Source organism: Methanosphaera sp., from assembly GCF_022768985.1.
Classification (GTDB): Archaea; Methanobacteriota; Methanobacteria; order Methanobacteriales; family Methanobacteriaceae; genus Methanosphaera.
In genome coordinates this window covers 24,638-40,679 of record NZ_JALEKL010000008.1, presented here as the reverse complement: position 1 = coordinate 40,679, position 16,042 = coordinate 24,638, and the positions used below count along the sequence as shown (strand labels likewise).

The 16,042-nt window shown below is 27.9% G+C and carries 8 protein-coding genes and 1 pseudogene; 5 read left to right on the top strand and 4 right to left on the bottom strand.

The annotated features are described in order from the left end of the window. The first annotated feature begins 86 nt into the window (after positions 1-86). From MRZ80_RS03105 to MRZ80_RS03090, 5 genes and pseudogenes are all read left to right on the top strand, one after another. Positions 87-347, top strand: coding sequence for a hypothetical protein (locus MRZ80_RS03105; RefSeq protein ID WP_292536082.1), 261 nt, complete (start codon positions 87-89; stop codon positions 345-347). A gap of 73 nt (positions 348-420) precedes the next feature. Continuing rightward, positions 421-759, top strand: a pseudogene (locus MRZ80_RS07375) (hypothetical protein); the annotation flags it as partial. Between the two features lie 105 nt (positions 760-864). Further along, positions 865-3,402 (top strand): hypothetical protein, encoded by a 2,538-nt coding sequence (locus MRZ80_RS03100; protein ID WP_292536081.1) that lies wholly within the window; start codon positions 865-867, stop codon positions 3,400-3,402. Positions 3,403-3,758: 356 nt separating this feature from the next. Then, a complete protein-coding gene (locus MRZ80_RS03095; protein WP_292536080.1) occupies positions 3,759-6,734 on the top strand; it encodes a hypothetical protein in 2,976 nt (991 codons plus the stop codon). Between the two features lie 178 nt (positions 6,735-6,912). Continuing rightward, complete coding sequence (locus MRZ80_RS03090; RefSeq protein ID WP_292536078.1) at positions 6,913-7,431, top strand: hypothetical protein; 519 nt, start codon at positions 6,913-6,915, stop codon at positions 7,429-7,431. 62 nt (positions 7,432-7,493) lie between these two features. On the opposite strand, the gene MRZ80_RS03085 is transcribed toward MRZ80_RS03090, so the two are convergent. From MRZ80_RS03085 to MRZ80_RS03070, 4 genes are all read right to left on the bottom strand, one after another. Then, complete coding sequence (locus tag MRZ80_RS03085; protein WP_292536076.1) at positions 7,494-10,466, bottom strand: C1 family peptidase; 2,973 nt, start codon at positions 10,464-10,466, stop codon at positions 7,494-7,496. Between the two features lie 77 nt (positions 10,467-10,543). Then, entirely contained in the window at positions 10,544-11,107 is a 564-nt protein-coding gene (locus MRZ80_RS03080) for a hypothetical protein (RefSeq protein ID WP_292536075.1), read from the bottom strand. Positions 11,108-11,136: 29 nt separating this feature from the next. Next, entirely contained in the window at positions 11,137-11,358 is a 222-nt protein-coding gene (locus MRZ80_RS03075) for a hypothetical protein (protein WP_292536074.1), read from the bottom strand. Positions 11,359-11,584: 226 nt separating this feature from the next. After that, positions 11,585-15,853 (bottom strand): C1 family peptidase, encoded by a 4,269-nt coding sequence (locus tag MRZ80_RS03070; protein WP_292536072.1) that lies wholly within the window; start codon positions 15,851-15,853, stop codon positions 11,585-11,587. Positions 15,854-16,042 lie beyond the last annotated feature (189 nt).

Here is a 16,042-nt window from a genome sequence, read left to right as displayed (position 1 = left end):
TGATTAAAATATGGAATTTTTTTTATTAATTGTGGGATATTAAAGTTTATTTTATAAAAAAATTTTATGGGAGCAAAACAACTTTTATGAAAACTAAAAAACTATCAATGCTATTTTTAGTTACTTTAGTTGTGATAATACTAGGTGTATCAGCAGTAAATGCTGCAGATATTGATGATAAAAATGAAATATCAACACAAGCACAAATAACAACAGCTGATATGACACCTGATGTACATCAAATGCAACAAAAAGTAGAAAATACAGATAAAATAGCAGAAACTAAAAATATAGAAAAAAAAAGATGTAAAAACACAAAAACAAAACACAACAAAAACAGCAAATAAAACAAAACTAACAACCAATAAAACAACAAAATCCTACCGTTATGTATATGGGTATAATGATCTCTATAATACAATTGAAAAAATAAAAAATAACAATTATTACTACGGCAATTACCATGAAATAATCTACCTAGGCTATGGAAATTACAACATAACAAAACCAATAGTATGGGGAAATTCACGTTATACAGAAAAACTTACAATATATGCAAATAACTACTTATTTGATGGACGAAATAACACCCAATTTATACAAGTAGAAAAAGGATACACACTCACACTTAATGATTTCAAAGTAAGATATGCATCAGCACAACGTGGAAGTGTAATATACAACAAAGGAACATTAAATGTTTATGATTCAATATTCCTAAATAACACAGCATCTAAAAATGGTGGAGTAATATACAATGATCAAGGTAATGTAACAATAGAAAATTCATCATTTTCAAACAACTACGCTACAAATGGTGCAGCTGTATATAATAACAATGGTCAATACAACAACAATGGACAAATGGATATAACAGATTCATATTTCTCATATAACACAGCAGTACGTGGAGGAGCAGTATACAACCTAGGATCTACATATATTAAAAATTCAACATTTAAAAACAATAAAGCAACACAAAATGGTGGAGTAATCTATAATGATAAATTCTACACAGACCTTGAAACATCAACCATATCAAACAACCAAGCATTAAACTTTGGAGGAGTAATCTACACAAACAAGAATGCTGAAACTAAAATTGTAGAAATTGAAGCATACAACAACAAAGCAACAAACAATGGTGGAGTAAACTTTAACAATGGTAATACCTCAATTTATCGTATAAATGCAACACAAAACATTGCAAAACGTGGAGGAGTAAACTATAACAATGGACAAATGTACATCTACACATCAAATCTTACCTCAAATAAGGCAACAATGAATGGTGGAGTAAATTATAACGATAAAAACTGCTACCTTTATATTAAAAGTACACAACTTAAAGGATATGCAAAAAATGGTGGAGCAAACTACAACAACAATAAAGCAAACCTATACATGGAAAATTCAGTATATGAAGATGAATACTATGAAATGACAGGAGAAGCAGAAAATGGTGGATTTAACTATAACAATGGACAAATCACCATGGAAAATATAGAAATTGAATCAGCAAATGCAACAAATAAAGGTGGAGTAAATTATAACTCACAAGGTTCAACAATAACAATGCAAGGTGATACACAAATAAACTACTGTTATGCAAAAATAGGTGGAGTAAACTTTAATTGTAAAGATGCAACAATAACAATGAAAAATATAACATTTGGACGTAACAATGCAACAGATGGAGCAATAAACTACAACTATGGAACAATCAATTCATATAATAACTACTATGGAAAAAATAATGCAAAAAACAATGGTGGAATAAACTACAACTATGGAACAATAAACTCAGAAGCTGATTCATACTTTTATAATTTTGCACAAAACAATGGTGCAGTAAATTACAATAAAAGATCAGCAACAATAATAATGAATGGTGATGACTCCTGGATAAATACTAACAGGGCAACACGTGGAGGAGTAAACTACAACCTTGGAACATTAAAAATGAGAGACTTTGAAATATATGGAAACTTTGCAGAAGCAAATGGTGGAGTAAACTACAATGATGGAGGAAATCTTACACTAATTAATGTTACAGCAGGAAATAATGAAGCAATAAGAGCAGGACTTACATACAACAACAAAGGAACACTAACAATAGAAGACTCAACAATATCAGATAACAATGCAACATATGAAGCAAACACAATCATAAACTATGGTGGAAACTGCTACATATATGGCAATGAATTCACACAACCAACTAGAACAGGAATTGAAATATTAACAGATAAAAAAATGCAACTAGAAAACAACTACTTCACACTAAATAGTACAAAACAGATCATGACAGGAAATCAAGTTACAATAACCTCACCAATAAAAGATTCATCACTATCAAGAAATGCATATGTTAAATTCAACATAGGATCAACAACCTACTCAGTAAAAAAATCAAGCAACAACCTTGTTTCAAAAACACTTACATTCACAACCTCAGGACAAAAAATAGTGACAATATCATATCCAAGTGATTATACAAATACAATAGAAATCAACTACAACGTTAAAAAAGCAGGAGAAATTAATGTATACACAGAAAATGACTTCTACAATGCAATAAACAATGCAAAAAAATCATCAAAAGATACAACAATAAATGTAATGAATGACATTTATGTATATGATGAAATAACCTGGAAAAATTCATACTCAAAAACACTTACAATCAAATCACCAAATAAAAGTACAATAACAGGAACACACAGTCACAGATTTATGAACATAGCAAAAGGAAACAAAGTAAACATAGAAAACATAGAAATAAAAGGATGTGGAAAATACAGCTCAGAAGTATATAGTGACTATTCAACACGTTATGATTATGTTGGAGGAGTATTCTTTAATAATGGAACACTTAACATAAAAAATTCTGAATTTACAAGTAACTATGCTTCAGCAGGTGGAGTAATCTATAACAATAAATTTGTAACAATAACAAACTCCGAATTTAATAATAATGAAGTTTACTACTCAGGAGGAGTAATTGATAGTGGAAACTTTACAAATAAAGCAAATGTAACAATAACAAACTCAAACTTCTCTTCAAATAAAGCAGGAACATATGGTGGAGCAGTATCAAATATACAACTTCTAAGTATTAAAAACTCTACATTCCAATCAAATTCAGCAGAATGTGGTGGAGCAATATCAATAGAAGGTTCATGGTCAGGTGATGGTACACATGTAGAACCTGATAAATCAATAATTAAAAATTGTACCTTTAAATATAATAGTGCTTCAAGTTATGGTGGAGCAATATGTGAAGAATATGCTCGTGGTGAAATTTCAAACAACAGAATAATTAGTAATAGCCCATCATATAACCAAATACCCGAATCAACTGATGATTTAACTGTGAGAAATAATTATTATTATTATTAAATTTTAATTATATTTCTCCCCTTTTTTTTATTTTTTTTTTCATAACTACTTTTTTTTTAAACAATTTATATTCAATTTTAAATTAGATAATATCTAATTTCTTCACTCTTTTCTTTTTTTTATAAGGTTTTTTAAGTCTTTTTTTCTTATTTAGGTAAGATTTATATTGTTTTTTTAATAGATATATTAACTATAAAATTTAATTTAATTTAATTAAAAGAAGTTTTATTTACTTTTAATTATTATTCATTTTACACTTATTATTTTAATATTTTTAGGTGTGGAGTGTTTTGTTTTAAATTAGAATTTTTTTTTTAATCAAATATAAGTAAATTTTTTTTTTAATCGGTGAATTTATGTTAAAAAATAAGAGAGCATGTATTCTCTTTTTAACTGTTATTTTCGGATTAATTATTGGTCTTTCAGCAGTAGCTGCTGATGATTCTAGCGATATGGGTGATGCAAGTGATATTGTGCATCGACATGCTGTTAGTGGTAATGAACAACCTTCTTATATAGGTGTTTATTATGAAATATCTGATGGAACACCAAAGACAACTCCGAGTGATGACATAAAAAGTGATATACAAACAAAAGATAACAACAATGATAATGACGATAGTAAAAATTCAACAACAGTGACAACAACTAAAAATAATACAACAGTAACTAATACAACACCAAAAGCTAACATAACAAATACAACTAAAAAGTATTCTAATGTTTCAAGCTTTGATGAATTATACAATTCCATTGAAGAGGCTAAAAAGCTTAAAAATACAACAGAGTACATTATTAACTTAAATCCTGGTGATTATAATGTTACAAAAATCTTAAGTTGGGGTAGTTCATCTCAGAAAACTAAGATCTTAACAATTAATGGTAATAAAATTACAATTGATGGTAATGGTAAACATTTAATTAATGTACGTAGTGGATTTACACTTAACTTAAATAATGTTACAGTAGTAAATACAAGATCTGATCGTGGAAGTGCAATTTATAACAATGGTAATGTTAATATTGAAAATTCAACATTTAAAAATAACACAGCAACACTTCATGGTGGAGTAATATACTCAGATAAAGGTAGTATAAATATTATAAACTCAAAATTTATTGAAAATACTGCAAATGAAAATGGTGGAGTAATATACAACAACAATGGTACAGTGTTAATAAATGGCTCAGACTTTATTGCTAATATTGCAACACGTGGTGGAGTAAACTACAACAACCGTTACATAAACATCATATCATCACATTTCATAAATAACTCAGCATCTAAAAATGGTGGTGTAAATTATAACAATAAATATACAATTACCATTTCTAAATCTGAATTTATGGGTAATATTGCAAATATGGGTGGTGTAAACTATATTGGAAATAACACCATGGCATCAATTAATCAGTCAAAAATGATAAATAACACAGCTAAATCATTTGGTGGTGTAAATGTTAACTATGGATATCTTGAAGTAATATCATCAAACATCTTCAATAACACAGCTGTACGTGGTGGTGTAAATTATAATGCTAATACACTTATAATTTCAAAAACAACAATGAATGAAAACACAGCAACACATGGTGGTGTAAATTATAATGATAAACTTAACACTACAATGATTGACTCAACACTAAATTACAACAAAGCAACAGAAAATGGTGGAGTAAACTACAACAACAATGGAAGAATACAGATTATTAAATCAAAACTTAACAATAACATTGCAAAACGTGGTGGAGTAAACTATAACAACAATGATATTGCAGTTGCAAATTCAACATTTAATAATAACTATGCATCATTCCATGGTGGAGTAAACTACATCAACAAAAAATACATGACACTTATCAACTCAACATACACAGCAAACAGAGCACAAAAAGAAGGTGGTGTAAACTACCAAAATAAGAATACAACACTTAACATTACACACTCAGCATTTAAAAATAATGGTGCACTTAATGGTGGAGTAAATGCAAACTATGGACGCATAGATATTAACATGTCAAACTTCACATACAACAGTGCTGATAAAGGTGGAGTTAATTTCAACAACAAAGATATAGTATCATCAAGTTCAATATACAACTACAACAAAGCAATAATTAATGGTGCAGTAAATTATAACAATGGTGCAATGATAATAAACACATCAACTTACTCAAATAACACAGCAATACGTGGTGGTGTAACATACAACAATGGTAACATGTCACTTAACAATTCAAACTTCACAAACAACACAGCAAAAGCAAATGGTGGAGTAAACTTCAATGACAGAACCAAACGTATGAACATCTACAACTCAATATTTATAAACAATACAGCTGTAAACTTTGGTGGAGTAAACTACAACAATCCTAATGGAACATTATATATTGACACATCAAATCTAAATTATAACGTTGCAAAATATGGTGGAGCAAATGCAAACTTTGGTCTAATGCAGATAAAAAACAGCTATGCAGACTATAACAATGCAACAGATGGAGCAGCAAACTACAATGGAAAAACATTATATCTTACAAACTCTAAATTTTCATCCAACAAAGCAACAAACAATGGTGGAGTAAACTATAATGATAAAAACTCAGCACTTATCATACAACAGTCAACATTCAGATACAACAGAGCAACAAACAATGGTGGAGTAACATACAACAATGGAAGTCTACAAATATATGGTGCATCATCAACTGGTAACTATGCAAACCGTGGAGGAGTAACATTTAACCAGGCAACAGCACAGATGTATAACCTTGCAAGTGAACAAAACATTGCAGGATATGGTGCTGTAAACTACAACAATAAATCAGCAGTAATGATCTTCATGAATTCATATTCAAAAGCAAACCATGCAGAATATGGTGGAGATACACTAAACAACTACGGTACACTCTATATTAACTCAACATCATTCATTGACAACTCAGCAGATAACATGGCAGATGTAATAGTAAACTATGGAAATAACACACTTATCATCAACTCAAACTTCACAAAATCAAACTACAAAAACAACATACAAATATATTCAAATAAACCATTAAGAATACAAAATAACACATTTAACCTAACAAATCCAAACAAAGTAAATCGTGGAGTTAGAACAAAAATTGTATCACCACTTAAAGAAACAACAATCTCACCAAGACTTGCAATACCATTTAATGTAGAATCAAAAACATATGGTGTAACAAAATCAAAAGATGATACATTTACACTCAACTATGCATTTAAAAACCGTGGAAGTCAGATTGTGAAAATTACATATCCATCATCAACATATAAAATACAAATTAAGATGACTGTAATATAATCATACACCCCCTTCTTTTTTTCTTTTTTTTATATTTTTTTTAACTAATTTTTCTACTATAAATTACTAAATTTTTAAATATTTAACTAGTCCATATAATATTAATTACTAATAAAATTTCATAGAAAAAAAAATTAAAAAATGGTAATGAAAATAATAACTAGGAGAGAAAAATATTATGGCACATAAACATAACCAGGTAATAGAAAACAATGAAAATATGGGAGAACTAATAGATCTTCTTGCAAAATCCAAGGAAAGCTTTATAAAATCAAACTTATCAATACATCTTCACAGTCGTGAATTAACACTAATAGCTGACATAAAAAAACACAACAAGCCACACCACAAAAAGGCAAGAGTTGCAAAATATGCAAAAATGATGCAAGATGAAGATGGAATATGTAAAAAATATGAAATGCATAAGAAAATCTACCTTAACAGGTATAAAAAACTAGAAAATAAGGGATTAATAACAATAAAGATGGATGTAGATGATCTACCATATGAACTTACATTTACAGATAAAGGAAATGAAGTACTAAATGAAATTAGTGAACTTTCAAAAACATGGGAAGATAAAGTATGTGCAGACTTTGATGAAAAATCAGAACTAATAGCACTACTTCAAAAAGTTTCAAAAAATGCAATAGCATACAGCTATGCACATGAAAAAAATAAGAAATGTGTATTATAAAAAAAAGTAATTAAGAGGAGATGTAGATTCTCTCTTTAATCTAAAACTCCTCTTTTAAAGATCTAGTTTTTAATTGTGATAATTTCACTATCACGACAATTTGGATAGTAGTATGGACTACTGTATATTACATCAAATTTGTATTGTGTATTTTTAGTATTTGCAGGTATTTTATATACATATTGTATCTTGTTGTTTTCGACTTTGATTTTTTCTGGTTTTCCTGTTTTATCTTTGATTGTACATCCATTAACTTTAATTATTACATAGTCATCATTATTTATCATGGTATTTTCTGATTTTTTTGTTGTTTCATTTATTGTTGCTGTTATTATAGCTTGTGTCATATTTTTTGTAGTATTTTGTATTATGTTCATGTGTATGTCTGCACATCTTTTTGCAATTTCTACACATATTGGCTGTGATGTTGCATTATTATAGTAACTTGATCCACTATAGACTATTGTAAGATTTTTTGCATCACGCATCTCTTTTGTTGCAGGAAGTGTTATTGTTACAATTCCATTTTCTACTGATACTTTAAGTGGACTTACATCACGACTAAATGTTCCATCCTCTTTTAGTGTTACATTATTAAATTTAAATACTACATTTCCACCAGTGAATGTGTTTCCATTTTCATCACGAAGTATGGCTTTTATTGTAATAGTATCACCTATTACTCCTTTAATTTCCTGTATTTCAAAGTTTATGTTGAGTTTATTTACTTTAAATGATGATTTTATATCTGATTTCTGATAGTTTTCATCACCGGCAAATGTTACATATACATTTCTAAGTCCTGCCTTAGGTGAGGTGTAGTTAAGTGAGTATTGTCCATTTTTATCAGTAGTTGTTGTGTATATCTTGTTATCTATTTGTATTGTGATGTTTGCATTTTTTATTGCCTGATTTTCTGAGTTAACTAGTTTTCCTCGTATTGCGATTGTCTGGTTTATCTTTGTATCTGTTATGTTTAGTGTTATTTTTGTTGTATCTTTGAAGATATTCATGTTTATTGTGTAATTTGTGCTATCATCACCATAACCTGTGTAGTAGAATGTTATTTTAGGTGTATCATATTCTGATAGGTTTATCTTTGTTTCATCAGATTTTACATCTACCACGTCAAGTGTTTTATTGTTATATTTTAGTGTTATTTTTCCATTGTTTAATGTTTTGAAGTCTTTGTCTGTTATTTTAATTGTAACTTCATGATCTCCTGTTGTTTTTACTTGCATATCTGTCTTTTTGGTGTTTGTGTATAGTTTTAGTGAAACTACATAGCCTTCACAGATTTCATCTTCTATTTTTGAATTGTTTGTTGATATTATATGTTGATTGTTTGCAATTGAAACAGGTACTCCTACAATTTCATTACTTTTTAGTGTTAGTCTTATAGTTGCCACATCTCCTGCTTTTACATCTACTGGATTTGCGAGTTTTATAGTCTGGTAGTAGTAGTTTTTACTAAATACTCCCTTTTGTGTAGTTTTAAGTTTTCCATTTACATAGATTTGAGCTGTGTAGTTGGTCTTTACTGTAGGATTATAGATGTATGTTCCAAATGCCTGTATTTGTTCATTTTGTTGTATTTCATATTCATTTGAATAGGTGATATTTTTACTATTAAATGAATAGAAGTTACAACCACTTATATCATAGAAGTATTGTTTATCAAAGTTATTATTATCAAGAATAAATGTCCATATTTCTGATGTATTTATCTGACTTATAGATTTACAATTTATTGAGGTGTCATAGTATGATATATAGTAGAATTCATTATCACCCTTATCTCCCCAACTATTTTTAATAATAAATGCTCCATCACCTGCTGGTGTATTTTTAAAGTTATAACGACTATAATTGTCATCCCATCCAACAATCATAACTAAGTGGTTAATATTTGTTGTATTATTTACATAGAAGTTATGTCCTAGTTGTGAATCATCAACCATTATTGAACATCCTAATGCTCCATATTTTAGTATTGCCTGTTTTATTGCATTATTGTCTGTTGCATTCATACGTTGTGGTAGTTTGTATATATTTGATACTTTCATTATATTTTTAAGTTCTGATGAAATAATATCATGTGGATCATATACATCATCATCTTCTAGTACTGGTCCTAGCCAGTTAATGATATATCCAACACCCATTGTTAATCCAAATCCACCCATGTTTTGTACACTATTTGCTCCATATTTTGAATATAGTGCCATTAGGTTTTTAAGGTTGTTTTCAGATAGGTCGTATGTTTTTCCTGTAGCTTTAAGTATGTTTGACTCTAGTGCTGATAATGTTGAAAATGCCCAACAGTTTCCACCATCTAGCTGATCTTTTGTTGGTGTTATATATCCATCATCATTAAGATTATAATAGCTTGGTAGTACATCAGCTATTGTCATATTATAGGTGTAGTTGTTTGTATCAATATCATTAGTTTTTATGATAAATGTTTTAATTATTGAATTATCACGTGAATATGTGTTGTTTTCATCAATAAATCCAACATTATATGGTATGTACATGTCAACTACTTTTTCTGCAACATCTTGTATGTAGTTTGTATTTTGTTGTATAATATCTGTTTCATATGCATATACTGTTATATTTGCAATATTTTTTATGAAGTTTGTATTGTTAAGTGTGAATTTTACTTTATCTGTATAGATTGCTGATGTATCTTCTGCAGTGTTGTTTGTGAAATTTGAATTGTCAACTACAATATTTGAATATTCATCATATATACATCCACCAGCTTTTGTTGCAATATTGCCATTAAAGTTTGTATTATAGATGTATGTTTCAGATGGACATTCAATAATATTTACATATGAACTTACTGCTTCTTGGCTTGTTCCATTTACAATTACTATTGCTCCACCATATTCTGCAGTGTTGTTTGTGAAGTTTGAATTGTTAACTGTTAAATTTGAATTTATTGATGCTATTGCTCCACCTTCACTTTTTATGAAGTTTGATATAAATTGACTATTGTTTATATATGCTACTGATTTATTAAGCATTAATGCTTGTTTGTTTTTAATGAAGCGTGTAGTATCTATATTTAGGTTTGATCCATTATGTAGTATAATTGTTGAATTTACTGCCTTGTTTTCTTCAAATACTGAATTTCTAATTGTGAAGTTTGAATAATATGATACAATTGCACCTCACTTGGTGTATTTTTAAGCATATATACTCCATCAAGTAATACATTTGATGTATTTCGTAGTGTTATTATGTTTTTTATGTTATCTATGTTTTTAAATGATACATTCTCAACTTTTAGATCTGATTTTTTAATATCTAGAAATACTGTGTTTTTATCAACATTACAGTTGTTAAATTCTGTATTTATGATTTCTATGTTTTTTCCTGTAGCTGATGATTTATCAGTTATAATATGTTGTGATGAAATTGATGTGAAGTTTGAGTTTCGTATTGTGATATTTCCATAGTTTTCAATTATGTTTGCTCTTGAATTTCGTACTGTTACATTTTCTAGTATTACTGTTCCATAGTTTCGTATTAGAATTCCTTGTTGTCCTTGTAGTGTTAGATTTGTCAGTGTAAGTTTTTTATCTCGTCCAATATCAAATAGTATTGAACTATCATTTGTGTTATCTGCATAGATTATTGTTTTGTTTCTGTCTTTTCCATGCATTATTGTATCTTGACGTATGTTTTGTTTGTTTAATATGCTTTTCTACCTTCAGGTAGAATTAATGATATTTCACGTCTAGTTTGTTCTTTTTTTATTATTTTATTATCACTATTGTTTCTACTATTTTCATATTCATTAATTTGGGATGTTGTTGTATATTGTTTTTCTAGTTCTGGATTAACAGTATTATCTGTAATATTGTCTTGTGCTGCTGTAGTTGCTGTCATTGTTAATAGTAGAATTGTTGTCATTGTAAGAAAAATTGATATTTTCTTATTTAAAATATTATACTACCTCCTCCCATAATTTCCTATAAAAAATTATAAAAATAATACTTATAGTTATATACTATATTCTTTTGTTTTTCCATATATTAAAGGTTTTAGTAAAAACTAACTAAAAATTAGTTTAAAAAATCTTAAAAAATAAATTAAAAAAGAAAAAGGGGGTTAATTGTGTATTTTTAAATTATTTAGTCTATATTATTGTTTTAATTGCCTGTGTATTTCGTGTTGTTTGATAATACTGTGAATCTTTAAGAATGATTGTAATATTATTATAATTATTTGATTTTGGTATTATTAAATTACTTATATTGATAATTCCATTTTTTGCTTTAAATATCATGGTATTATTGTCTTTTGGATCTTTCAGTGTTTTATCATTAATTTTAAGAATATATTCAACACCACCAGATATTGTCTTGCAATTATATGTATCATATATTGTTGCATTTAATGATAATGTGTGTGATGTCTTATTTACCACCGCATTTGTATTTATAATACTTGTAGGTGCTAAATTAACATTGAATGTCATATTACTTCGTGCTGTTGGATAGTAGTTATTGTTTGTATATATCACAATGACTTCATGATCTATATTTTTACCATCTGTTGTTTTTGCTTTCATTGGATATGGCAGTTCATATATGTATTGGGCTTTATTGTTTTCAACTTTAATTTTCAGCTGATTTCCATTTTTATCTTTTAGTGTACATCCATCAACTTTTATCATGATATATCCACCCTCATCTATAAGGCTACGATCAGATTTAGGTGTAATATCATTAATTGAAGCTGTAATTTCAAGTTTATCTCCCTGGTTGAGTATTTTTGTATTAACATTTATGGATACATTTGCATATCGTTTTGCAATATCTACAACTGATACATTTGATGTACATCCATTATAGATGCTACTTCCACTATATGTGGCTGTTAGATTTTTTGCATCACGAATATATATGGTTGCAACAATTACTTTACATACACTACCATTATTTACATTAAATTTCATAACAGGTGCTGTTTTGTTAAATGAATCATCACTTTTTAGTGTTATTCCATTGATCTTAAAGACCATATTTCCACCATTTATGTAGTTGCCATATTCATCAATAAATGTTGCATTAAGTATTATATCCTCACCTACAGTTGAGTTAATCTTTGTTAGAATAATTTTTACATCAAGCTTCTGTGTTATAAAGGATGTCATGTTAGTTGATTGTTCATATACTTCATTACCATTGTATGTTACTGTTATGTTATTTAAGCCTATGGTTGTTGTTTTATATTTAAAGTTGTAGTATCCATTATTGTCTGTTGTTGTTGTATATGTTTTATTATTAACTTTTATATTTAAGTTATAGTTTCCCATACTATTGCCATTTGTAGTATCGAGTAGTTTTCCATTTATATTAATGGTTGTATTGTATTTTACTGATTCAATTGTATTTATTGTAATTTGTGTTTGTCTTTTATCTGTAAGTTCTATTGTTGATGTTGTATTATAGATACCATTGTTATATTCTAGTATTATTTCAGGTGTCATATATTTTGATGTGTCTAGTGTTGTATGTTCTTCTATAACATCTATTATATCAAGTATTTCTTCGTTGTATTTTATGGTTATTGTTCCATTATCTAGTATATCATAATCTGGGCTATATACTGTTATGGTATATGTGTTATGGTCTGTTTTTTCTGTTTGTATGTGTGTTTGTGTCTTTTTTGAATATAATTTTAGTGATACTACAGCATCAGTATATGATTCATTATTTATCTTTGAGTTGCTGTTTTTAATGAAGCGTGAGTATGTATCAACTTCTATTGGTACGGCTGCAATTTTATCAGATTTAACTGTTAATTCAATACATACCACATCTCCTGCTTTTGTATATACAGGTTTTTTCAAATCTACTCTTTCATAGATGTAGTTTTTCATAAAACATCCACTTTGTGTATATCTTAGTTTGTTATTTACATAGATTTTTGCTGTATAATTTACATTTGATGTTATATCATAGATGTATGTTCCAAATGCACTTATTTGTTCATTTTCAACTGTTTTATATTCATTTGAGTATGTGATTGTATTGGTGTTCTCACAAAACCATGTATTGTATCCTGAGTAGTCATAGTGGTATTGTTTGTCAAATTTCATGTTGTCAAATGTGAATGTGAATCCTCCACAGCCTGTCATATCATCAATACTGCTTAGTATTGTTGTGTCATAGTATGATACATAGAAGTATCCATGATCTCCTGCATTTTCACCCCAACTATTTTTGATAATAAATGCTCCATCTCCTGCCGGGGTATTTCTGAAGTTGTAGCGGCTGTAGTTATCATCCCATCCTATTATTGTAATTGCATGGTTAATATTTGTTGTCTGATTATAAAACAGGTTACATCCATTATATGAATATGATGTATATATTGGTGAATATACAGCACCATACTTCATTATTGCCTGTTTTATTTGTGTGTTGTCTGTTGCATTTTTTCGTGTTGGTATTCCATATACATTTGATAGTTGTATTATATTTGATATTTCAGATGATATATAGCCATATGGATTGTATTGATCATCAACTTCTAGTACTGGTCCTATCCAGTTTAGTAGATAGCCTAGTAGCATATCATCAAATCCACCATCATTTGTCTGTTTTATCCAACCATTTTTTGAATATAGTGCCATTATATTTTTCATATTATTTTCAGATAAGTCATATACCTGACCTGTTGATTTTATTAGACATGATTCAACTGTTGCAATTGCAGCAAATGCCCAGCAGTTACCACTACTTACCTGGTTTTTTATTTGTGTTATATATCCATAATCTGCAAGGTTATAATATTGAGGTAGTGTTTCTGGTATTGTTATATTTTCATTGTATATGTGATTATCCCAGCTTTTTTTAATTATTAAATCAAATACTTTAGAATTACTACTTGTATATGTATTGTTGTTGTCTTTAAATTCAATATTATATGGCATATACATATCTGTTGCATATAATGCAGTATTTTCATCATAGTTACAATTATTTTGTGTTATATTTGAGTTATAAAAGTATGCTGTTGATATATTATATGCATTATTTTGTGTAAGATTTGTATTATTTAATATTACCCTACTATGATCTGTATATATTACAGCACCATTAAGTGCACAGTTTTTTCTAAAGCTTGTATTGTTAACTATTAAATCTGCATATTCAATATATAATACACCACCCATATATTTTGCAGTATTTTCCATAAAATCTGAGTTATATATTGTTATTTTTGATGGTTCTTTTATTATATTAAAATCATCATCTGCTGATCCATTAACTGCAACAATAACACCACCATCTTTTGCACTATTTTGTATAAATTTTGAATTATTTACAGATAAGTTACTATTATATGATAATATTACACCTGCTGCATCATTTACTGATGTGTTATTTATAAATTCACATCCATCTATTATAATATTTGACATATCAGATGTGATACATACAGCAGAATTATTTGCCTTGTTATTTTCAAATTTTGTATTTATAATGTTCAGTGTTGCTTTTTGAGTATTTATAATTGATTTTAAAATACTGTTCATCTTAAATGTTGAATTTTCAATAGTTACATCGTTTGTATCTTTAAATATTATGAGATTTGGTGTTATATTACTTATATGATTTTCAACTGTTGTATTAGTCATAATAAAATGACTTTTTTCTATTCTAAATAATGCTGCATTATACATTGCTGTATTGTTTTTAATGTTTGAATTTATTATTTTAATGTAGTTATCTGGTGTTTGTGATACATCATTTATTATTGATGATTCATGATAGAATATATTTGTAATGTATGAATTGTTTATTGTTATATTTGCATAGTTTTTAATAAATCCATCTGATATATATTCTCCTGTTGAATTTGTAAGTATCACTCCATCTAGTGTTAAGTTTCCATAGTTTCGTATTGTAAGGTATTGTGAATTTGTTATTGTTAGATTGGTAATTTTAAGATTTGCATTATTTTGTATCATTGCATTTTTGTGTGTATTTTTATTTACTATTATTGTATTGTTTTGTGATTGTCCTATTATATGGGTATTTCTTGTAATATTAAGAAAGTCATAGTAGTGTATTCCATCTTCAAGATAGATTATATCATCATAGCTTTCATTAGTATTAACTTCTGTATCTGTTGTATATTTTGCTTGTTTTACCTGTTGTATGCCGGATTTTTGTGTTTTTATCTCTACATTTGTATGTGCATTTATTTTATTACTATTATTATCTTTAAGTTTTATTTCATTAACAGCATTATCACATACATCTTGTGTTGTTGTATTATGTGATATTATAGATGATGTTGTTGTTGTGTTTATCTCATCTGTTGCTGCTGTTGTTGTTGAAAGTCCAACTATTATAATAATAAGAGATAGGAAAATTAATATTTTCTTCATAATAATCTTGATTCCCATATTATATTATATAAAATTTTAGGAGAAAGGTTTTTATCCTCCCTATTTGTTGTATTAATATCTAAAATAAATAATATAAATAGTTTTCAAATAATTAAAGTAACATAAAATATTAATTTTAAAAAAAAAGTAAAAATTGGGGGGGGGAATTATAAACAGGGTTTTTCACTA